Origin of the sequence: Mycobacterium sp., assembly GCF_035314665.1 — a bacterium.
GTDB lineage: Bacteria > Actinomycetota > Actinomycetes > Mycobacteriales > Mycobacteriaceae > Mycobacterium.
This window is the reverse complement of sequence record NZ_DATFZD010000154.1, coordinates 33637-54378: the sequence shown is the minus strand read 5'-3', so window position 1 is coordinate 54378 and position 20742 is coordinate 33637. Positions and strand designations below refer to the sequence as shown.

20 protein-coding genes and 1 pseudogene are annotated in these 20742 nt (G+C 67.4%); 12 read left to right on the top strand and 9 right to left on the bottom strand.

Going from position 1 to position 20742, the window contains the following annotated elements; translation table 11 throughout:
- Positions 1 to 48: 48 nt before the first annotated feature.
- From VKI00_RS12335 to VKI00_RS12325, 3 genes are all read right to left on the bottom strand, one after another.
- Positions 49 to 759, bottom strand: coding sequence for a DUF2993 domain-containing protein (locus VKI00_RS12335; protein ID WP_324437763.1), 711 nt, complete (start codon positions 757 to 759; stop codon positions 49 to 51).
- A gap of 465 nt (positions 760 to 1224) precedes the next feature.
- A complete protein-coding gene (locus VKI00_RS12330; protein WP_324437734.1) occupies positions 1225 to 2220 on the bottom strand; it encodes a DUF2993 domain-containing protein in 996 nt (331 codons plus the stop codon).
- Positions 2217 to 3053, bottom strand: a complete 837-nt coding sequence (locus VKI00_RS12325) for a carbon-nitrogen hydrolase family protein (protein WP_324437733.1) — start codon at positions 3051 to 3053, stop codon at positions 2217 to 2219. The genes VKI00_RS12330 and VKI00_RS12325 overlap by 4 nt, the downstream gene beginning before the upstream one ends.
- Positions 3054 to 3327: 274 nt before the next feature.
- Here VKI00_RS12325 and VKI00_RS12320 point away from each other — a divergent pair, with 274 nt between their 5' ends.
- Positions 3328 to 3762 carry an SRPBCC family protein gene (locus tag VKI00_RS12320; RefSeq protein WP_324437732.1) on the top strand — a complete coding sequence of 145 codons (435 nt, stop codon included), beginning with the start codon at positions 3328 to 3330 and terminating at the stop codon, positions 3760 to 3762.
- Between the two features lie 11 nt (positions 3763 to 3773).
- Here the strand turns inward: VKI00_RS12320 and VKI00_RS12315 are convergent, their stop codons facing one another.
- Positions 3774 to 4298, bottom strand: a complete 525-nt coding sequence (locus VKI00_RS12315; protein WP_324437731.1) for a DUF2505 domain-containing protein — start codon at positions 4296 to 4298, stop codon at positions 3774 to 3776.
- A 17-nt stretch (positions 4299 to 4315) separates the two neighbouring features.
- Between VKI00_RS12315 and VKI00_RS12310 the strand changes: the two genes are divergently transcribed.
- Positions 4316 to 5389, top strand: a complete 1074-nt coding sequence (locus VKI00_RS12310; RefSeq protein ID WP_414687178.1) for a UDP-N-acetylmuramate dehydrogenase — start codon at positions 4316 to 4318, stop codon at positions 5387 to 5389.
- Positions 5390 to 5435: 46 nt separating this feature from the next.
- Positions 5436 to 6749: a L,D-transpeptidase gene (locus VKI00_RS12305; RefSeq protein ID WP_414687177.1), complete on the top strand. Its 1314-nt coding sequence runs from the start codon at positions 5436 to 5438 to the stop codon at positions 6747 to 6749.
- Here the strand turns inward: VKI00_RS12305 and VKI00_RS12300 are convergent.
- Positions 6727 to 7467 (bottom strand): SDR family oxidoreductase, encoded by a 741-nt coding sequence (locus VKI00_RS12300; protein ID WP_324437729.1) that lies wholly within the window; start codon positions 7465 to 7467, stop codon positions 6727 to 6729. The genes VKI00_RS12305 and VKI00_RS12300 overlap by 23 nt on opposite strands.
- A 184-nt stretch (positions 7468 to 7651) precedes the next feature.
- Here VKI00_RS12300 and VKI00_RS12295 point away from each other — a divergent pair, with 184 nt between their 5' ends.
- The 3 genes and pseudogenes from VKI00_RS12295 to VKI00_RS12285 all read left to right on the top strand — a co-directional run bounded on the left by VKI00_RS12295 (position 7652) and on the right by VKI00_RS12285 (position 11013).
- Positions 7652 to 8953 (top strand): ROK family transcriptional regulator, encoded by a 1302-nt coding sequence (locus VKI00_RS12295; RefSeq protein WP_324437728.1) that lies wholly within the window; start codon positions 7652 to 7654, stop codon positions 8951 to 8953.
- A 45-nt stretch (positions 8954 to 8998) separates the two neighbouring features.
- Positions 8999 to 10342 carry a D-inositol-3-phosphate glycosyltransferase gene (mshA, locus tag VKI00_RS12290; RefSeq protein WP_324437727.1) on the top strand — a complete coding sequence of 448 codons (1344 nt, stop codon included), beginning with the start codon at positions 8999 to 9001 and terminating at the stop codon, positions 10340 to 10342.
- 52 nt (positions 10343 to 10394) lie between these two features.
- A pseudogene (locus tag VKI00_RS12285) lies at positions 10395 to 11013 on the top strand (YbjN domain-containing protein).
- Here the strand turns inward: VKI00_RS12285 and VKI00_RS12280 are convergent.
- On the bottom strand, positions 11010 to 11786 hold the full coding sequence (locus VKI00_RS12280) for a TetR/AcrR family transcriptional regulator (protein ID WP_324437762.1): 777 nt from the start codon (positions 11784 to 11786) through the stop codon (positions 11010 to 11012). The pseudogene VKI00_RS12285 and the gene VKI00_RS12280 overlap by 4 nt on opposite strands.
- Positions 11787 to 11821: 35 nt before the next feature.
- On the bottom strand, positions 11822 to 13078 hold the full coding sequence (locus tag VKI00_RS12275) for an FAD-dependent oxidoreductase (RefSeq protein ID WP_324437726.1): 1257 nt from the start codon (positions 13076 to 13078) through the stop codon (positions 11822 to 11824).
- A gap of 144 nt (positions 13079 to 13222) precedes the next feature.
- On the opposite strand from VKI00_RS12275, the gene VKI00_RS12270 reads away from it, so the two are divergent.
- The 3 genes from VKI00_RS12270 to regX all read left to right on the top strand — a co-directional run bounded on the left by VKI00_RS12270 (position 13223) and on the right by regX (position 16065).
- The gene (locus VKI00_RS12270; protein WP_324437725.1) at positions 13223 to 13975 is read left to right on the top strand and encodes a phosphoglyceromutase; all 753 of its coding nucleotides are present in this window, start codon (positions 13223 to 13225) and stop codon (positions 13973 to 13975) included.
- Positions 13976 to 14105: 130 nt separating this feature from the next.
- A complete protein-coding gene (locus VKI00_RS12265; protein ID WP_324437724.1) occupies positions 14106 to 15332 on the top strand; it encodes a sensor histidine kinase in 1227 nt (408 codons plus the stop codon).
- 49 nt (positions 15333 to 15381) lie between these two features.
- On the top strand, positions 15382 to 16065 hold the full coding sequence (regX, locus tag VKI00_RS12260) for a two-component sensory transduction protein RegX (protein WP_324437723.1): 684 nt from the start codon (positions 15382 to 15384) through the stop codon (positions 16063 to 16065).
- On the opposite strand, the gene VKI00_RS12255 is transcribed toward regX, so the two are convergent.
- Together VKI00_RS12255 and VKI00_RS12250 are read right to left on the bottom strand one after the other, a co-directional pair.
- The gene (locus VKI00_RS12255; protein WP_324437722.1) at positions 16047 to 16994 is read right to left on the bottom strand and encodes a hypothetical protein; all 948 of its coding nucleotides are present in this window, start codon (positions 16992 to 16994) and stop codon (positions 16047 to 16049) included. The two genes, regX and VKI00_RS12255, sit on opposite strands and share 19 nt — an antisense overlap.
- A 1-nt stretch (position 16995) precedes the next feature.
- On the bottom strand, positions 16996 to 17790 hold the full coding sequence (locus VKI00_RS12250) for a hypothetical protein (protein ID WP_324437721.1): 795 nt from the start codon (positions 17788 to 17790) through the stop codon (positions 16996 to 16998).
- 48 nt (positions 17791 to 17838) lie between these two features.
- Between VKI00_RS12250 and VKI00_RS12245 the strand changes: the two genes are divergently transcribed.
- Genes VKI00_RS12245 through VKI00_RS12235 form a run of 3 tightly spaced genes read left to right on the top strand, consistent with a single transcriptional unit; the run spans position 17839 to position 20720 of the window.
- The gene (locus VKI00_RS12245) at positions 17839 to 18858 is read left to right on the top strand and encodes a Ppx/GppA phosphatase family protein (protein ID WP_324437720.1); all 1020 of its coding nucleotides are present in this window, start codon (positions 17839 to 17841) and stop codon (positions 18856 to 18858) included.
- Positions 18855 to 19859 carry a hypothetical protein gene (locus VKI00_RS12240; RefSeq protein WP_324437719.1) on the top strand — a complete coding sequence of 335 codons (1005 nt, stop codon included), beginning with the start codon at positions 18855 to 18857 and terminating at the stop codon, positions 19857 to 19859. The genes VKI00_RS12245 and VKI00_RS12240 overlap by 4 nt, the downstream gene beginning before the upstream one ends.
- Before the next feature lie 18 nt (positions 19860 to 19877).
- A complete protein-coding gene (locus VKI00_RS12235) occupies positions 19878 to 20720 on the top strand; it encodes a sugar phosphate isomerase/epimerase (protein ID WP_324437718.1) in 843 nt (280 codons plus the stop codon).
- Positions 20721 to 20742 lie beyond the last annotated feature (22 nt).

Here is a 20742-nt window from a genome sequence, read left to right as displayed (position 1 = left end):
CCTCAGCGGGCCGCTTCGTCGGCCCGCATCGTCGACCGGCTAGGCCCGTCAGAGGTTGCTGAAACAGGGATCCTGGCTGCCGCCGGCGGGGATGGTCGCGTTGCTGGTCGAGAACGCGCCCTCGATCCCGGTGCTGGTGACCCGCACGCTGTCGGCGTGGATGCCCAGCGGATAGTTCTGGGTCGCCTTCGACGTGAGGTTGTCCAGCTCCGTTTGGATCGTGTTCGTCGACATCGTGGAGCCCAGCGCGGTCAGGCTGACGATTTGCAGCGACAGCCCGTTGTTGACGATCTGCGGTTTGACGGTGGCGCTGTCGAACGTGCCCTTCAGCGTGACGGTGCCGTCACCCGGGTTGGTGGTGACGTCGCCGCTGACAAACTTCCCCAGCAGCGGGAGGGCGGCCTGGATCGACTGCTTGATGCCGTCCGCGGACCAGGAGACGGTGCCGCTCAGCGACCCGATCGTGCCCTGAGAGTTGTTGGTGTTGTTGAGTTTAATGTCGCGGATGTCTAGGTTCACCTTCATGCCTTTGGCTGATCGCACCTGATTGCCCGCGGTCTGCACGGAGATGTCGCTGTAGTGCCTGGACAGGTCTTGCCACAGCACCGGCGGGGCTGCGCCGAAGGAGACGCTGGCGGTGTCCTGCACCTCGCACTGGACCGCCTGAGCCACCTTGCTGCTCGCCAGGTGGCGGGTATACAGCTCGGCGCCGATCGCGCTCGCGAGGACCAGCAGCACGACGATCGCCAGGATCAACATGATCGCCGTCCGGTTGGCGAAAAAGCCGCGCTTGCCGGTCGCGGGTGGGTCCGCCAACGGAGGCGGTGTCGATATCCGGGTGGTGGTGGTGTTTTCATGCGGAGGTGGCGGACCGGGCTGACGCGGCCGTGGATTGGGCGGCAGACCCGGTTGTTGCGGCGGCCAATTCTGCGGGGGACCCAGATCGCTCCTCGGCGGAACCGGTTGCTGCGGTGGGCGATTCGGCGGCCCGGGCTGTTGCGGACGCGGCGCATCACGGACGGCCGGATCCGGCTGGCGGCCGGGCTGACGGATGTGGCGAGTCGGCGATTCGGACGGCGGCACAGGGGGCTGACGGCGCGGCGGCGCACCCCGGTTGGGGGGCCCGGGCGGCCTGGTGGGACGAGCCCATTCCGACGGGTCGTCGCTCGATGGCCCTCGCGAGTTCGTCATGAGTGCGACTCCCTGTACCCCAGACCGTCTGAGTTAAACATGGGCGAAGCAGGGGTCGGTCTGGGCGGTCGGGATCGAGGCGTTGCGCGTCGAAAAGTGGGCCACCACACCGTCATTGGTGACTTGCACGCTGTCGGCGTGAATACCCAGCGGAAACTCCTTGTTCAGCGTCGCGGTAAAGGTGTCCACCGCCGTTTGCGCGGTCTCATGCGGCAGCGTTGCGCCCAACGCGGTGACCTTGACGACCTGCAGTGACAAGTCGCTGCTCGCGATCGTCGGCTTCACGGTGACGGTGCCCAGGACCCCGCTGAGTTCGACGGTGCCGGCACTGGGGTCAGTCGAGACACTGTTGACCAAGCTGCCGATCAGCGGAAGAAAACTCTGTGAGGTTTCCTTGATGCCGTCCGACGTCCAGGTGATGGCGGCATCGAGTTCGCCGATGGTGCCCTTCGAGTCGCCGCTGCCGTGCAGGTCGACGTTGTTGATGTTGACGTCGGCCTTCATGCCCTTGGCGCTGCGAATCTGGTTTCCGGCAGTGTGGATGGAGATGCCGTTGTAGTGACCGCGCAAGTGTTGCAACAGGAATGGGCTCGGACCGAAGGACACTTTGGCTTTGTCCTGCACCACGCATTGGGTGGCCGCGGCCACCACGCTGTTGGCGCGGTTGCGGGCGTACAGCTCGCCTGCGATCAGACCCGCGACGGCCAACGCCGTCACGATAACCAGAACCAAGATGATCGACACCGGGTCGCCGATGAAGCGGCGTTTGGTTTTCACGGCCGGCGGGTCCTGCGACGGCGGCTGGTCGTACGGCGACGCAGCCGGGAACTCCAGAGTGGGCGGCGGCAACGTCTGCTGCGTGGGCTGGGCCGGTGGTTCATACGCGTAACCAGTCTGCGGCCCGCCGTGGCCGGAAGCCACCTGGGTGGGCGACTCGGCGTGCGGCGCCGGCTGGGTAGCCGGACCCTGGGCGCCCGGACGAGCCCATACCGACGGGTCCTGATGCGGGGGTCCCTGCGGATTCGTCACCTGCGCGATTCTGCCTTATCGCCATGAGCGCAGGCTGAGTAGTTGCGCAACACCGCGATCTTCTCGCGGGCCTCGGAAACCCGATCCAGCGCGATGTCGGTGACCAGCAGCTGCGGGTCGGCTCCCGCCGACGTCACCACCTCGCCGAACGGCGAAACCACCAGGCTGCCGCCCACCCCGGTGGGCGCTTCCGAGGCCAGCGGCTCACCCGGGTAGGCCTGCCCGGCCGCGACGATATAGCTGGTGGAGTCCAGCGCCCGGGCCCGGGCCAGCAGCGTCCATTGCTCCAGCTTGCCGGGGCCCGATGCCCACGATGCACTGACCACGATCAGCTGGGCCCCGCGGCGCGCCAGCGTCGTGAAGAGCTCGGGGAAACGAAGGTCATAGCAGGTGGTCAACCCGACCCAGACGCCGTCGACGGCGATCACGACCGGCTCTCGGCCCGGTGCGACGGTGCGCGACTCGGTGAAGCCGAAGGCGTCGTAAAGGTGAATCTTGTCGTAGTGGCTGTCCAGCCGATTGACGGCGCCCGTCCCTTCTGGACCCACCGCCAGCAGCGTGTTGAAAACCCGCCCGTCGTTGGCCGGGCTGAACATGCCGACGATCACGGTGATGCCGGCATCGGCCGCGATCCGGCGCACACCGTCGGCCCATGGGCCGACGACCGGCTCGGCGATCGGCGCCAGCGGAACCCCGAACCGGCACATCGTCGCTTCCGGGAACACCACCAACCGCGCACCGGCGTCGGCGGCCCGCCCGGTGTAGTCCCGCACCAACTGCAGGTTGTCGGCCGGATCAGTGCCGCTGAGGACCTGTGCTACCGCGATCCGCATGACCGCCAGCCTAGGGGTGATCGCAAGCGCGGCGAAGCCGGGCGCAGCGGGTCACCCCCATGCAGCCTAGCGGTGATCGCAAGCGCGGCGAAGCCGGGCGCAGCGGGTCACCCCCATGCAGGCTAGGGGTGATCGCAAGCGCGGCGAAGCCGGGCGCAGCGGGTCACCCCCATCAAGCGCGAGGCGAAAACCGCGGATGCCAGAATTCAGTGACCTAGCGGAAGAGAGGAACCATGACGGTGGACAACTGGGTATTCGGGAGCGTGGTGGGCCGATGATCGAGTTCACTCTCACCCGGACCACGACGGCGCCGATCGAGACGGTGTTCGACGCCCTCACCGACCACCGCGCGATCGCGGACCACGCGCGGTTGTGCCGTCGCAGCACGCTGGATCGCGAGGGAGTCCCCGCGCCGAACGGTGTCGGTGCGGTCAGGCGCCTCGAAGCGGTTGGGCCCGCAATTGTCGAAGAGATCATCGAGTATCAGCGACCTACGGGCTACGCGTACAAGTTGGTCTCCGGGGCGCCGGTCCGGGATCATGTCGGCACGATCGAGTTGCGCGAAGCCGGCACGGGAACCGCGGTCAGTTGGCACCTGCGGTCGACACCCAAGATCCCCGGTCTTGATTGGCTGCTAACACCGGTGCTCAAGAGGGTCATCGGGGACCTCTTCAACGGCGCCATCGACGCCGCGGAAGGCCGCGCCTGAGCGCGATCTTGCTACCCGGTTTCACCGATCCAGGTGGTGGTGAAACGCTGCTCGGCGATCAGCAACTCGACGAGCTGGTTGCCGATGAAGTTCTCCAGCTTGCCGCCGACCAGCGGGATGCGCACTTCGATGGTAGCCCGCAGCTTCATCCGGGCCCCGCCGGTTTCCGCCACCGGCTCCAGCACCGCATTGCCCGTCAACGACGCGGGCGAATCCAGGATCGATCCGGTGACGTTCGCGGTCGCCGAGCCGTTGGCGATCGGCTCCCATCGCTCCTCGCGGCGGATCCGCAGAGCGCCACGGTGGAATTGGGTGATCAGGCCCGGCAGCCGATCGGCGCGCAGCACCTGCGTGGTGATCACGTCGATGCTGCCATCGTTGCCGGACGGACCGCCGAGTTGCATCGAATCCAGCGTGGTGTCGTCGGCGCCCGAATCTGAGAGGCGGGCCAACCAGTACTGCTCGTCGCTGAACGCCCGGAGAACCTCTTCGACGGTCACCGCATAGTCGGTGGACATGTCGAACGAACGCGGCATAGCAGGTCAGGCTACCGTTGCGACTCGTGGTGGGAACACTTTTCGCCGGTGCGCGCGTCGACGAAGCGGTGCCGCTGGCGCCGCTGACCACGTTGCGGGTCGGCCCGGTCGCACCGCGGGTCATCACCTGCACCAGCACCGAGCAGGTGGTCGCCACGCTGCGCCGGCTCGACGGCGAGGGTTGCCAGCCGCTGCTGGTGTTGGCCGGCGGCTCGAATGTGGTGATCGCCGAGACGCTGACCGATCTGACCGTCGTGCGGTTGGCCACCGACAAGATCAGCGTCGACGGCAACATCGTGCGGGCCGAGGCCGGGGCGGTGTGGGACGACGTGGTAGTCGCGGCCATCGCCGCGGGACTGGGCGGGCTGGAATGCCTCTCCGGCATACCCGGCTCGGCGGGTGCCACGCCGGTTCAAAACGTCGGCGCCTACGGAGCCGAGGTGGCCGACACCATCACGCGGGTCCGGCTGCTGGACCGGCGCAGCGGCGCGGTGCGCTGGGCGCCACCCAGTGAGCTGGGGTTCGGGTATCGCACCAGCGTGCTCAAACACTCCGACGCGGCCATCGTTTTGGAGGTCGAGTTCGCGCTGGACGCTTCGGGCCGCGGCGCGCCGCTGCGCTACGCCGAATTGGTCGCCACGCTGGGCGCGACGGCGGGGGAGAGCGCGGATCCCGCGACCGTCCGGGACGCTGTGCTGAGTTTGCGCGCCCGCAAGGGCATGGTGCTCGACCCGGCGGATCACGACACCTGGAGTGTGGGCTCGTTTTTCACCAATCCGGTTGTCGCGCCGGAGTTTTACCGCCAGCTGGCTGACAGCGTCGGCCGCGCGGTGCCGCACTATCCGGCGCCCGACGGCGTCAAACTCGCCGCCGGCTGGCTCGTCGAGCAAGCGGGTTTCGGCAAGGGTTATCCGGACGTCCCAACCGCGCGCTCTCGGCTGTCGACCAAGCATGCGCTTGCTTTGACGAATCGCGGCGAGGCCAGCGCCGACGACGTGATTTCGCTGGCGCGCACCGTCCGAGACGGCGTCTGTGATGTGTTTGGTGTCACACTCACACCCGAGCCGGTGCTGGTCGGCTGCTCGTTCTAATCCGCGTGTGCGAGCCGGGGTCAATTTCGCCGGTATCTTTTGAGTCGTGGATACCGCGCGCGGCCTCACGCCGGTGAATCGGCGCCGGGCTTTGACGACCCTTGCGGTCGGCATCTTCGCGCCGAACGTGCTGGCCGCCTGCTTCGGCGGGTCGAGTAAGCAATCGGAGAAGGCCAAGCCGCCTGCCGAGGTCAGCGTGACGTTCCGCCCGGCCGACAAGACCACCGAGGTGTTGCCCACCGCGCCGATCACTGTCGAGGTGCGCGACGGCTGGTTCCAGCACGTCGCATTGACCAACTCGTCGGGCAAGGTGGTCGCCGGCGCGCTCAATCGAGACCGCACCATCTACACCATCACCGAGCCGCTCGGCTACGACGCGACATACAACTGGAGCGGGTCGGCGGTCGGCCACGACGGCAAGGCCGTCCCGCTAAAGGGCAAGCTCACCACCGTGGCGCCCACCAAGGTGATCGACGGCGGGTTTCAGCTCGCCGACGGGCAGACCGTCGGCGTCGCGGCGCCGGTCATCATCCAATTCGACGCGCCGATCGCTGACAAGGCCGCCGTCGAGCGGGCCTTGAAAGTCACCACCGAGCCGCCCGTCGAGGGCGGCTGGGCGTGGCTGCCCGACGAAGTCGGGGGCGCCCGCGTGCACTGGCGCACCCGCGAGTACTACCCGGCCGGCACCAAGGTCAACGTCGACGCCAAGCTCTACGGGCTGGCGTTTGGCGACGGCGCCTACGGCAAGCAGGACATGAGCCTGGCCATCGAGATCGGTCGCCGCCAAGTCGTCAAAGCCGAAGTGTCCTCACACCGCATCCAGGTGGTCCGCGACGAGGGCGTCATCATGGACTTCCCGTGCAGCTACGGCGAAGCCGACAAGGCCCGCAACGTCACCCGCAACGGCGTTCACGTGGTCACCGAGAAGTACGCCGACTTCTACATGTCCAACCCGGCCGCCGGCTATTCGAATGCACACGAGCGCTGGGCGGTCCGGATTTCCAACAATGGCGAGTTCATCCACGCCAACCCGGCCAGCGCCGGCGCGCAGGGCAACAGCAACGTCACCAATGGCTGCATCAACCTGTCGACCGCCGATGCCCAGCAGTACTTCAGCAGCGCGATCTACGGCGACCCGGTCGAGGTGACCGGCAGCTCGATCGAGCTGTCCTACTCCGACGGCGACATTTGGGACTGGGCCGTCGACTGGGACACCTGGGTGGGCATGTCGGCGCTGCCGCCGGCCAGCGGAGCCAAGCCGTCGCCGGTGTCGATACCCCGCAGCGCCCCGGCCACCCCACACAATGCGCCGACGCTGTCGGGCACCCCGACGACACCTAGCGGCCGACCCGGCGGCTAGCGGTTGCCTGGTCGCGCGGCCGGATGACGATCTGGTCGAGGTTGACGTGCGACGGCCGGGACGCCACAAACCCGATCACCTCGGCGATGTCGGCGGCCACCAACGGCGTCATGCCCGTATAGACGGCGTCGGCACGCTGCTGGTCGCCACCGAATCGGACCAGTGAGAACTCGGTTTCGACCGCTCCGGGAGCAATCTCGGTGAGCCGCACCGGTTTTCCCAACAGTTCGCCGCGTAGCGTGCGATGCAGCGCGCCCTGTGCGTGTTTGGCTGACGTGTAGCCGGCGCCGCCGTCGTAAACCTCCATCGCCGCAACCGAAGTGATGGTGACGATCAGGCCGTCCCCGGAGTCGATCAACTTAGGCAGCAGCGCACGGGTGACCCGCAGCGTGCCCAGCACGTTGGTCTCCCACATCCACCGCCAGTGCTCCAGGTCGGCGTCGGCAACCGGTTCTAGGCCCTTGGCCCCGCCGGCGTTGTTGACCAGCACGTTCACCCGCTTCAGCTGAGCCGCCAACGCATCAACCGCCGCACCATCAGTGACATCGGCCACAATGGCGGTTCCGCCTATCTCGGCCGCCAGGGCATTGATGCGGTCGGCTCGACGTGCCACGACGACCACGTGAAAACCTTGCGCGGCAAGAGTTCTCGCGGTTGCTTCGCCGATACCGGCGCTGGCGCCGGTGACCACCGCGATCCGTTGCTCAGTGTCATTCACCTGAACAACTCTAGTAACCGTGCTAAGTTCCTCGTGTGTACTCCAGTGCCTTGTTCGGCGCCTGTCCGTTCGCGGACTGCGCGTGTTGTTGCAGCGCAGCTAGCCGCGCCTGAGCGACCTCCCAAAGCGCTCGCCACGATGCGCGGCATGGACCGCCATCGGAACTCAGACAAGGACACACCACGTGCGCTCAACCACATTCACTTCCCACCCTCATAGCCAGCCCAACGGCCGGCCCGGCCGCAGACCACCCGGGCGCCACCGCGTTATTGCGCCGTTGCTGCAGCTGTCCGACGGCGCCGCAGCGTCGGTCTTTCGGGCCGTGCGGCTACGCGGCCCGATTGGCCGCGACGGCGTCGCCCAGATCAGTTCGCTTTCCATTGCGACGGTAAACCGCCAGGTCACCGCCCTATTAGAGGCCGGCATCCTGCGGGAACGCGCCGACCTGGCGGTCTCCGGTGCCATCGGGCGTCCCCGGGTGCCGGTCGAGGTCAACCACGAGCCGTTTCTGACGCTGGGCATCCACATCGGGGCCCGAACCACCAGCATCGTGGCCACCGACCTGTTGGGCCGCACCCTGGACGCCGTCGAAACCCCGACACCGCGCAGTGCCCAGGAGCCCGCGCTGGCCTCGTTGGCCGACGGCGCCCGGCGGTACCTGAGGCGGTGGCATCGACGGCGGGCGCTGTGGGTCGGGGTGGCGATCGGCGGCATCGTCGACGGCGCCAGCGGGCACGTCGACCACGCCCGGCTGAGCTGGCGCGACGCGCCGGTCGGACCCGTGTTCGCCGAGGCGCTGGGTCTGCCGGTGTCGGTGGCATCCCACGTCGACGCGATGGCCGCGGCGGAACTGCTGCTCGGTATGCGCCGGTTTGGGCCCAACGCGACCACCAGCCTCTACGTCTACGCGCGCGAAACCGTGGGTTATGCGCTGTCGATCGGCGGGCGCGTGCACAGTCCCGCCAGCGGACCGGGCACCATCGCCAACCTGCCCGTGCAGTCGGAGTTGCTGGGTGGTTCCGGGCTGTTGGAATCCACCGTCAGCGACGAGGCCGTGCTCGCCGCGGCGCGCCGGATGCGAATTCTGCCGGCCGGTAATCCCGGATCCACCGCTACCGTCACCGAGTTGCTGCGTGCGGCACGCAGTGGCAACCAGCAGGCCACAGACCTGCTTGCCGAGCGGGCCAAGGTGCTGGGTGAAGCGGTCGCCTTGCTGCGCGATCTGCTTAACCCCGACGACCTGGTGGTCGGCGGGCAGGCGTTCACCGAGTATCCGGAGGGCATGGAGCACGTGGAGGCGGCGTTCGTCGCGCGCTCGGTGCTGCCGCCGCGCGACATCCGGGTCACCGCCTTCGGCAACCGGGTGCAGGAGGCCGGGGCCGGCATCGTGTCGCTGGCCGGGCTGTACGCCGACCCGCTTAGTGCCATGCGTCGCGCCCGACCGCCGGTCGTCGCGCTGGAGGCTGCCACCGAGACACCGGCCTGACCTGCGCCTTCGGGGCACGCGGAGCGGTCCTGCAAAGATGAGACCGTGGGCCACACTGATTTTTCTCGGCTGGACACCTCCGAGTTGACCGATCCGCGCCGCATCGCGGTGCTGGCGGTGCACACATCGCCGCTGGCCCAGCCGGGCATCGGGGATGCCGGTGGGATGAACGTGTACGTGCTGCAGAGTGCGCTTCATCTTGCTCGACGGGGCGTCGAGGTGGAGATCTTCACCCGGGCCACCGCGTCCACCGATCCGCCGATCGTGCAGGTGGCACCCGGTGTGTTGGTGCGCAACGTGGTGGCCGGGCCGTTCGAAGGGCTGGACAAATACGATCTGCCGACGCAGCTGTGCGCGTTCGCCGCCGGAGTGCTGCGCGCCGAAGCCGCCCACGAACCGGGTTATTACGACATTGTGCATTCGCATTATTGGCTGTCCGGTCAGGTCGGCTGGCTGGCCCGCGACCGCTGGTCGGTGCCGTTGGTGCACACCGCGCACACGCTCGCCGCGGTGAAGAACGCCGCCCTGGCCGAAGGTGACATACCCGAGCCGCCGCTGCGCACCGTCGGCGAGCAGCAGGTGGTCGACGAAGCCGACCGGTTGATCGCCAACACCGAAGACGAAGCCGGACAACTGATTTCGCTACATCACTCCGACCCCGCCCGGATCGACGTCGCCCACCCTGGCGTCGACCTGGGGGTGTTTCGGCCCGGTGACCGCCGCGCCGCCCGGGCGAAGTTGGGGCTACCTGCCGACGGCGAGGTGGTGGCGTTCGTCGGGCGAATTCAACCGCTGAAGGGCCCCGACATCTTGCTGCGCGCGGCGGCCAAGCTGCCGCGGGTGCACGTCGTGGTAGCCGGCGGGCCGTCGGGCAGCGGACGAGCCGCCCCGGACGGTCTTGTTCGGCTCGCCGACGAATTGGGTATCACTGCCCGGGTGACGTTCCTGCCCCCGCAGTCGCGAGAAGACCTGGCCACGTTGTTCCAGGCTGTCGACCTGGTTGCGGTGCCCAGTTATTCGGAGTCGTTCGGTCTGGTCGCGTTGGAGGCGCAGGCCTGCGGCACGCCGGTGGTGGCGGCTGCGGTCGGTGGGCTACCGGTGGCGGTGCGCGACGGGGTGAGCGGCACGTTGGTGTCCGGTCACGATGTCGACCGGTGGGCGCATGCCATCGACCACATGTTGCGGCTCGGCGGACCGCGTGCCGCGGCGATGCGCCGCGCTGCGGTCGAGCATGCGGCGACGTTCTCCTGGGACAACACCGTCGACGCGCTGCTGGCCAGCTACCGGCGGGCGATCAGCGAATTCACCGCCGCGCGGCGTTCTGTGAGCGATTTGTCGCTGGCCCGGCGGGCCAGAAGACGGCCAACGCGGCGGGAGGCTTGGGCATGACGTGCGCCGACGATGATGATGCCGGCGTGGCCGGGATCGAGGAGTGGCGCCAATGACCCAAGCCGGCGATCGCGGGGCGCCGCCGGTGCCGCACGTTCAGCAGCTGATCGAGGACACGCTGGACGCCAGCGACCTGACGTATTCACGGCATCCCGGCTCGCACGGCGGGTTGCCGGGACTGATCGTGGAGCTGCCCGGGGAACGCAAGCTCAAGACCAACACCATCCTGAGCATCGGCGAGCACTCGGTGCGCATCGAGGCGTTCGTGTGCCGCAAGCCCGACGAGAACCACGAAGGCGTTTACCGGTTTCTGCTCAGGCGCAACCGCCGCCTGTACGGGGTGGCCTACACGTTGGACAACGTGGGCGACATCTACCTGGTGGGCCGAATGGCGTTGGCGTCGGTGGACGCGGCCGAGATCGACCGGGTGCTCGGGCAGGTGCTCGAAGCGGTGGATACCGACTTCAACACGTTGCTGGAGTTGGGTTTTCGGTCGTCGATCCAAAAGGAATGGGAGTGGCGGGTCTCCCGCGGTGAGTCGCTGAAGAACCTGCAGGCGTTCGCCCACCTGATCGAAGACGACGATGCAGAGCGCGAAGCGCGATGAGGTGGGGGCACCTCCCGCTTGCGGGGGAGAGTCGAGCAACCAACTCGACGAAGACGACGACTAAGTCGCGACCGCGCGCAGGAATGCGTCGGCGAACACCACGCACGCCTGATCCAACTCCGGCAGTTCGATCTCGGGGATGTTTTCGACGGCTGGCCGAACCATGGTGTGCACGGCGATCGGCGCTAGCATCTGCTGAATGAGCAACGGCAACGGCAGGTCTCGGATACGCCCCGCGGTGATTTCACCCGCCAGCCACTGGCCCACGCCGGCCAGCATGCGCGGCACGTGGTACTGCAAAAGCGCTTGCACCGCAGGTGAGGTCGGACGGGCCAGCCCTTCGGCTAGCATCGCCGGCGCCACCCGCGGTTCGCGGCTGAACGCCTCTGCCAGTACCCGGTAGACCCGATGCACGGTTTCGCGGAGCTCGGCATTCTGGTCAGAGACCGCCTCGTCGAGATCCAGGATCGGGCCGTAGCGGTCAAAGACCCTGTGCAACAACTCGTCGCGGCCACCGAACACCGCATACAGGCTGTGTACTGAGCAATCGGCTTGCGCTGCAACCGCTTCCAATGTCACGGCGGCCAGGCCGCGGTCGCTGATCAGCGACGCCGCCGCAAGCACAGCGCGTTCGCGCACCGGCGGCCGGCCGCCGGGCTCCACTCCGGCGGCGCGCACGGCGTCGTCCAACGGCTGCCGGGAGCCGTTCAACCGCCGGATCAGCGTGCTGCGCGACATCCCGGCCTCGCGAGCGATGGCGATCAGCGGTACATCGGCGACGTCCCGCCCGAGGCTCTCGGCGGCACGCAGCGCGGCCTCGACCACGTCGGCGGGCACTTCGCCAACCGTTGACGCAGCAAATGCCATGAGCGTCAATCCCTTTCGTTGGAGCTAATCGCGGATACCGGTTGGGGTGCCCGGCGTGCGAACTCCGGAGCGTGTTCAGGCCTGACGCCGACGCCCATCAGGTACGCGGGGATCACCGACAGCTGCGGAAAGCGAGCCACGACGCGCAACAGCTTGTTGGGTGATGGCGTCTTGCCGGAATCGATCGCGCGGCGCATCAGCGCATGCAGGAAGCGTTGAAACGTCTGGGTGACTGCCGTGGGGAACTCGCGGCGGCGCTGGACGGCGGCCAAGTCCCTGGCGGTGACTCGGTGTTCGCGAAGCGGTGCCGCCAGCAGCCTCGCCGCAGCCACCGCGTCCTGGACGGCCATGTTGATGCCGACACCGCCGGCCGGGGACATGGCGTGCGCGGCATCGCCGATGCACAGCAGCCCGTTCGTGTACCACCGCCGCAGCCGGTTGAGCCGGATGTCGAGCAGCTTGACGTCATCCATCGATTCCAGGCCGTTGACGGCCTCGAACAGCTCGGGAATGGCGGTGACGATGTCGCGGCGTAGCGCCTCGATGCCTCGAGCCCGCAGCTGGGCGTCCGCGCCCTTGCGGAGGAAGTAGCCGGTTTGCAGGTAGTCCTTGCGCGGAATGACGCCGAGGAACAAGCCGTCTTTGAACCGTGGCAGCAGAGTGTCGCCGACGCCCTCGGCCTTCGGAAGCCGGAACCACCACACGTCGGCGTCCACCGGGTACTCGCGCGGGACGAGGCCGCCCTCGCGCCGACACAGCGACCAGCGCCCGTCGCAGGCGATCGTCAGGTCGGCGCGCAGCTCGCCCGGCCCACCGGGGCTGTCGTAGCGCACTCCGACGACGCGGCCTGCCTCGTAAAGCAGCCCGGTGACGTCGGTGCTCATCCGCAGGGTGAAAGTCGGCTCCTCCCGCCCGGCTTCGGCCAGCAGGTCGAGCAGGTCCCACTGGGGCACCATCGCCATGTAGCGATGAGGCAAGCGCAGCCGAGTGAAGTCGATGACGGGCGCTTTACGGCCATCGGGCAGGTCTAATCCCCATCCGGTGAGCTTGGTGTGCGGCAGCGCGTCGAACCGTTCGAAGAGGCCGAGCTCATCCAGCAGCCGCAGCGTCGAGGGATGGACGGTGTCCCCGCGGAAGTCCCTGAGGAAGTCGGCATGCTTCTCCAGCACGGTCACTTCCACGCCCCCTCGGGCCAGCAGTAGAGCCGCCACCATTCCGGCAGGGCCGCCGCCGACGACTATGCACGTTGTCTTCTCGCTCATCGAATCCTCCTCGGCCGGACGCTCTGATACTCGGTTACGGAGTAACTGTATACCGGTATCAATCGTCTCAAGCCCGATGTGACTCACCTCACCGCGACCCGGTCCCGCCGAAGGCCGCCGGCGAGGGGTGAGAGACTTGCCACCATGGGAAACGCGGTCGCCACGCTGGTGCTGCTCCGCCACGGCGAGAGCGAATGGAACGCGAGCAATCAGTTCACCGGCTGGGTCGACGTCGACCTAACCGACAAGGGCCGCGGCGAGGCGCTGCGCAGCGGTGAGCTGATCGCCGAGCACAATCTGCTGCCCGACGTGGTGTACACCTCGCTGCTGCGACGGGCCATCACCACCGCGAACCTGGCGCTGGACACCGCCGACCGGCACTGGATTCCGGTGCGGCGCAGCTGGCGGCTGAACGAACGGCACTACGGCGCGCTGCAGGGCCTGGACAAGGCCGACATCAAGGAGCGCTACGGCGACGAGCAGTTCATGACCTGGCGGCGCAGCTATGACACCCCGCCACCGCCGATCGAAAAGGGCAGCCAGTTCAGCCAGGACACCGACCCCCGCTACGCGAACATCGGCGGCGGTCCGCTGACCGAATGCCTCGCCGACGTGGTGGCCCGGTTCTTGCCGTACTTCACCGACGTCATCATCCCGGATCTGCGGGCCGGCAAGACGGTGCTGATCGCCGCACACGGCAATTCGTTGCGCGCCCTGGTCAAATATCTGGATGGCATGTCCGACGAGGACGTCGTGGGACTCAACATCCCCACCGGCATTCCGCTGCGCTACGACTTGGACGCCGATATGCGGCCCACGGTCATCGGCGGCAGCTATCTCGATCCGGAAGCCGCTGCCGCGGGCGCGGCGGCGGTGGCCAGCCAAGGCGCGCGGTAGCCCCGCTTTCCTGGGCGAAGGGCAAACGTGGCATGAACAGCCGTGGAACACCTGTCTTGTCGCGTGTGACATGTCCGATTTTGGCCTTGCGCTGCTGGGTCGGCGTTCACCGGATTTGTAGGATTTTAATGTGACTGTGTTCTCGGTCCTGTCACTGGCCGGGGTGTTGTTCCTCGTGGCATTGGCCGTCGGCGTCGGCTTAGGCGCACGACTGGCACCGCGGGGTCGGGAGCGACGCCAGCGGGTGGCCGTCGAAGCCGCCGGGATCACCGTCGCGCAAATGTTGGAGCGCATTGTTGCGCTGATGCCGCTTGGTACCGCAGTCGTGGACCGTCACCGCGACGTGGTCTATCACAACAGCCGGGCCAAAGAGCTCGGCCTGGTGCGCGAGCGTCAGCTCGACGACGAGGCCTGGAAGGCGGCGCGCCAGACCCTGGGCGACGGCGCCGACGTCGAGTTCGACCTGCTGCCCGGCAAGCGGCTCGTTCCGGGACGATCGGGCCTGTCGGTGCACGGACAGGCCCGGCTGCTCAGCGAGGAGGATCGCCGGTTCGCCGTGGTCTTCGTCTACGACCACTCCGAATACGCACGGATGGAGGCCACCAGGCGCGACTTCGTGGCCAACGTCAGCCACGAGCTCAAGACGCCGGTCGGCGCGATGGCCGTGCTCGCAGAGGCCCTGCTGGCCTCCGCGGACGACCCCGAGACGGTGCGGCGGTTTGGCGAGAAGGTGCTCGTCGAGGCCAACCGGCTAGGTGACATGGTCAGCGAGCTGATCGAGCTGTCCCGGCTGCAGGGCGCGGAGCGGTTGCCGGATATGGACGCCGTCGACGTCGACATCGTTGTGTCCGAAGCGATTTCACGCCACAAGGTGCCGGCCGACAACGCCGATATCACGGTTCGGACCGACGAACCGAGTGGTCTGCGAATGCTGGGCGAACAGGCCCTGCTCGTCACCGCACTGGCCAACCTGGTGTCCAACGCGATCGCGTATTCGCCACCCGGCTCGCTGGTGTCCATCAGCCGCCGTCGCCGCGGCGAGAACATCGAGATCGCGGTCACCGACCGGGGCATCGGCATCGCCCGCAAAGACCAGGAGCGGGTCTTTGAGCGGTTCTTCCGCGCCGACAAGGCGCGCTCGCGGGCCACCGGTGGCACCGGGCTCGGCCTTGCCATCGTCAAGCACGTCGCGGCCAACCACAACGGCACGATCGGGTTGTGGAGCCAGCTGGGAACGGGGTCGACGTTCACGTTGTCCATCCCGGCATACGACGGCGAGTGTGAACAGACCGACCAACCGCCCCAGCGCGAAATCCGACCCAAGGTTCCCCAACGAGAGGAAGAACTACACCGATGACCTGCGCATACGACGATGCAGAGCGAAGCGATGAGGAGGAGTGGCGCCCGTGACCAGTGTCCTGATCGTGGAGGACGAAGAATCGCTGGCTGATCCGCTGGCGTTTCTGCTACGCAAAGAGGGTTTCGAGGCCACCGTGGTGACCGACGGCCCATCCGCGCTGGCCGAGTTCGACCGGGCCGGCGCCGACATCGTGCTGCTCGATCTGATGCTGCCGGGAATGTCTGGCACCGACGTGTGCAAGCAACTGCGATCGCGCTCCAGCGTGCCGGTGATCATGGTGACCGCGCGTGACAGCGAAATCGACAAGGTCGTCGGCCTGGAGCTGGGCGCCGATGACTATGTGACCAAGCCATATTCGGCGCGTGAGCTGATTGCCCGGATCCGGGCGGTGCTGCGCCGCCGCGGCGACGACGACTCCGAGGTCACCGACGGCGTGCTGGAATCCGGGCCGGTGCGGATGGACGTCGAGCGCCACGTCGTCTCGGTCAACGGTGAGCCGATCACCTTGCCGCTCAAGGAGTTTGACCTGCTCGAGTACCTGATGCGCAACAGCGGACGGGTGCTGACTCGTGGGCAGCTGATCGATCGCGTGTGGGGCGCCGACTATGTCGGCGACACCAAGACACTCGACGTACACGTCAAGCGCCTGCGGTCGAAAATCGAAGCGGACCCGGCCAACCCGATACATCTGGTGACGGTGCGCGGCCTGGGCTACAAACTCGAGAGCTGACCGGGCGCCGACGCGTCCCGTAAGCCGACCTCGGCGTGGCCGGTGCCGATCACCGACCAGCGGCGGTCGTCGATCTCGACGTGAATGTCGGCTTGTTCGGTGTTGGTGCACACCGCGGCGGCGCCGTCAGGATCGGTATAGCCCAAGCTCACGCATCGCTCGGCGGGCTGGTCGACACGGATCAGCACCCGGCTTCCGCCGATACGTCCTGCCAGCTGCCAATGCCGCAAGCCCAGCCTGGTCCGCATCCGTAACGATGGCAAACCGCTTGCCGGCCAATCCTTTCCGTCGATACGGAACCGTACGAATGCCATCGGTGGGAGTCTGCGCAAGGCGGCTTTGCGCGACACCGCGGTGACCACTTCCAGCACGTCGCCGTCGCCGAGGTCGGCATGGATCCACCCCCAGCGCCTCGCGTTGCCGTGCCCGTAGATGTGCGCCACTGCACCGCGCCACCGGTCGACGCGGTGAGCGGTGTCGCCGGTGCTGAGCGAGCCGGTGAACTCTGCGGTCGGGGCGAGCACCACCTGCGCGCCGGGGAGCAGTTCGCGTTCCCACGCCGACCGCGGGAAGGTCCACAGCGGCCCACCGGTGTCCGTCCAGGTCAGGTCCCACCCCAGTGACCCGGCTCGTCCGGCCAGCTCCGCCAAGGCGATTCGAGCATCGGCAACCTTGAGCCAAACTGGCCCCGTGGCCGGCGCTGCGGGTTCGGGACCGAAACGCTCGGTGTGCGGTGGGCCGTCGGCGGGGAACCAGCTCGCCCAGCCGTGCGCATAGGGACCCTCTGCGCTGCCCGACGTCGGCGACACCGTCTCGTAGTGGACCCAGAGCGCGGCCCGCGTTGCGGGATCCGACAGCGTCGCATACCAGACCTCCAGGCGCCCGGGCTGGCCGCGCCAACGTGGTGCGGCAGCCGAGTGCAGCTCCACGCTATTCAGCGGCTCGCGTTGCGGGGTGGACGGCGATGAGCCCTAATGCGCTGCGCCGCTTGCACATTGCCGCCAGCTCCGCGTAGGCCTTCTCGCCGAGCAGTTCGGTGAGTTCGGCCCCCAGGCTCACCCATACCTGCTCGGCCCCGACATGGGCGGCCGGATCGCCGGTGCAGTACCAGTGCAGGTCGGCGCCGCCGGCACCCCAGCCGCGGCGGTCGTACTCGGTGACGGTGGTCTTCAGGATTTCCGTGCCGTCCGGGCGGGTCACCCATTCCTGGCTGCGGCGGATCGGCAATTGCCAGCAGACGTCGGGTTTCATCGTCAGCGGTGCCACGCCGAGGCGCAGCGCTTTGCTGTGCAGCGCACAGCCCGCGCCGCCGTGAAACCCCGGCCGGTTCAAGAAGATGCACGCGCCCTTGTGCTTGCGGGTGCGGAACTGCTCTTCGCCCTCATGCTCGTCGAGTTCGAGATAGCCCTTGCGGCTCAAGCCCTTTTCGCGAAACTGCCAATCCTCATCGGTGAGCTTGGACACAGCGTCGTCCAGCCGGGCCCGGTCGTCCTTGTCGGACAAAAACGCCCCGTGCGAGCAACATCCGTCGTCAGGACGCCCCTCGACGGTGCCCTGGCAGGCTGGAGTGCCGAACACGCAGGTCCAGCGGGAGAGCAGCCAGGTCAGGTCGGCGGCGATCAGATGCTCGGCATTGTCCGGGTCGTAGAACTCCACCCATTCGCGCGCGAAGTCCAATTCGACTTCACCGGGGTGATGGGGCTGCGAATCTGCCACGGTTTTCACGGTAGTCGAATCCAGCGCTGCAGCGCCTCAGCCGTAAGGTTGTGTTTCGTGCGATTAGGAGTGCTGGACGTCGGCAGCAACACGGTCAATCTGCTAGTGGTGGACGCCCGCCGCGGCGGACATCCAACGCCGATGAGTTCGACCAAGGCCACCCTGCGGTTGGCCGAGTCGATCGACAGTTCCGGCAAAATCACCCGGCGCGGCGCCGACAAGCTGATCGAGACGATCGACGAGTTCGAAAAAATCGCGGACAGCTCGGGCTGCGCCGAATTGATGGCGTTCGCCACTTCGGCGGTCCGCGACGCCAAGAATTCCGAGGACGTGCTGGCCCGGGTCCGCAAAGAGACCGGGGTCCAACTGCAAGTGCTGCGGGGTGTCGACGAGTCGCGGCTGACGTTTCTGGCGGTGCGTCGCTGGTATGGCTGGAGTGCGGGCCGGATCATCAACCTCGACATCGGCGGCGGCTCGCTGGAGTTGTCCATCGGCGTCGACGAGGAACCCGAGGTCGCGTTGTCGCTGCCGCTGGGTGCCGGGCGGCTCACCCGCGAATGGCTCAACGATGATCCCCCCGGCCGGCGCCGGGTGGCGATGCTGCGTGACTGGCTGGACTCCGAACTGGCTGACGCCAGCGCCAAAATGCTCGATGCCGGCACCCCCGACCTTGCGGTGGCGACGTCGAAGACGTTCCGTTCGCTGGCCCGGCTGACCGGTGCGGCGCCGTCGGCCGCGGGACCGCGCGTGAAGAGGACACTCACCGCCAACGGCCTCAGACAACTCATATCTTTCATCTCTAGGATGACGACCGCTGACCGTGCGGAATTGGAAGGAGTTAGCGCCGAGCGAGCGCCGCAAATTGTGGCGGGAGCTTTGGTCGCAGAGGCGAGTATGCGAGCGCTGTCGATAGAAACGGTAGATATTTGTCCGTGGGCGCTTCGAGAAGGTCTCATTTTGCGCAAACTCGATAGCGAAGCTGACGGAACCGCCCTCGTCGAGACTTCTGTGCGGGATGCTGGTAGCCAGCGAGTTGATCGGAATGCGGTTGACCGATCGAGAGGCAACACACGATGACCGAATCACACGACAGCGCGAATACCAGACCCATCTCGGTTGCCGAGTTGTTGGCCAAGAATGGCACGATCGGCGCCCCGGTTCCTAACCGCCGTCGCCGACGTCGCGGCAACTCCGATGCGGTGACTGTCGCCGAATTGACCGGTGAAATACCCATCACCGATGACGACATCGAACCCGAAGCGACCGGTGAGTCGACTCCCGAACCGCATGCGCAGCGCGCCAACGGGTCTGCTCGGCTCGACGAGTTGGTTTCCGACGCGGCGGACGAGAAGTCGCGCTATTGGTCCGAAGCCGAGCCGCGTTGGCCGCAGTCGCCGCCCCCTCGTCCGCGTGAACCACGGCCAGAGTCGCGGGATTCGCGTCCCGAGCGCAGTCCCTACCCGCTGCCGTCGCGCAACACCGTCGGCGCCAACGGCGGCCGTTCCGGCGGCGAAGACCAGTCGGTGGATCGATCCGGCGCCGAGGGGATGAACCCGGACCCGGTGGAGGACTACGCGGGGATGTCGGTGGACGTGATGGACACCGAGGTGCGGGACGCCGAACTCGCCAACGAAGACTCCGCCTACGTGCGCTCGTACCTGCGTTCCGCTGCCGGTCGCTCACGAGGCAAGGACGCCGCTGAGGACTTCGAACCGCATCCTGGCGCGGACTACCGCGACATCGCCGAGGAGGAGGACTACCCCGAGGACGACATCGCCGATCTTCACGGCGCGGATTCCGCCACGTGGTCCCGCAGCGAGACCATGCGGGCCGGCGGAATGGTTGTCCTGCAGTCGATTCTGGCCGTTGGATTCGGCGCCGGGCTGTTCATCGCGTTCGACCAGCTGTGGCGGTGGAACAACATTGTGGCGCTGGTACTTTCGGTGCTCGTCATTCTCGGTCTGGTGGTCGGCGTCCGGGTGGTGCGCAAAACCGAGGACATCGCCAGCACGTTGATCGCAGTGGCTGTGGGGGCGCTGGTCACGCTGGGGCCGTTAGCGCTGTTGCAATCCGGCTAGGCGCGCAGCAGAACTCGCGTGCGCCCAGCAATCAAGGTCGGTCTGTCGACGGCCTCGGTCTATCCGATGAGGACCGAGGCCGCTTTCGAGTATGCGGCCAATCTCGGCTACGACGGCGTCGAGCTGATGGTGTGGGGCGAGTCAATCAGCCAGGACATCGACGCCGTGGAGAAACTGTCGCAGCGCTACCGGATGCCGGTGCTGTCCGTGCACGCGCCGTGTCTGCTGATCTCGCAGCGGGTGTGGGGCGCCAACCCGATTCCCAAGCTTGAACGCAGCGTGCGGGCCGCCGAACAGCTCGGCGCGCAAACCGTCGTCGTGCATCCGCCGTTTCGCTGGCAACGGCGCTACGTCGAGGGGTTTACCGAGCAGGTCGCCAACTTGGAGGCAACCAGCGACGTGCTGGTGGCCGTGGAGAACATGTTCCCGTTCCGGGCGGACCGGTTCTTTCGGGCCGAGCAGTTGAAGGAACGGATGCGCAAACGCGGCGGCGGCCCCGGGCCGGGGATCTCGGCGTTCGCGCCGTCCTACGACCCCCTGGACGGCAACCACGCGCACTACACGCTGGATCTGTCGCACACCGCAACGGCGGGTACCGACGCGCTGGACATGGCGCGCCGGATGGGCTCGGGTCTGGTGCACTTGCACCTGTGCGACGGCAGCGGACTGCCGGCCGACGAGCATCTGGCGCCGGGCCGGGGCACCCAGCCGGTGGTCGAGGTGTGTGAGATGTTGGCGGGTAGCGACTTCGCCGGCCATGTCATCCTCGAGGTGTCGACGTCCGGAGCGGGTTCGACCCACGAGCGTGAGGCCGTGTTGGCCGAGTCGCTGCAATTCGCCCGCACGTACCTGCTGCGCTGAGCGCCCAAAGGAACCCGAAGGA

Coding starts and splice junctions, on each gene's coding strand:
- VKI00_RS12320 (WP_324437732.1), top strand. CDS start 3,328: ATGATCGAGTTCACTCTCACCCGGACCACGACGGCGCCGATCGAGACG.
- VKI00_RS12335 (WP_324437763.1), bottom strand. CDS start 759: ATGTTGATCCTGGCGATCGTCGTGCTGCTGGTCCTCGCGAGCGCGATC.
- VKI00_RS12325 (WP_324437733.1), bottom strand. CDS start 3,053: ATGCGGATCGCGGTAGCACAGGTCCTCAGCGGCACTGATCCGGCCGAC.
- VKI00_RS12275 (WP_324437726.1), bottom strand. CDS start 13,078: ATGAGCGAGAAGACAACGTGCATAGTCGTCGGCGGCGGCCCTGCCGGA.
- VKI00_RS12315 (WP_324437731.1), bottom strand. CDS start 4,298: ATGCCGCGTTCGTTCGACATGTCCACCGACTATGCGGTGACCGTCGAA.
- VKI00_RS12270 (WP_324437725.1), top strand. CDS start 13,223: ATGGGAAACGCGGTCGCCACGCTGGTGCTGCTCCGCCACGGCGAGAGC.
- VKI00_RS12240 (WP_324437719.1), top strand. CDS start 18,855: ATGACCGAATCACACGACAGCGCGAATACCAGACCCATCTCGGTTGCC.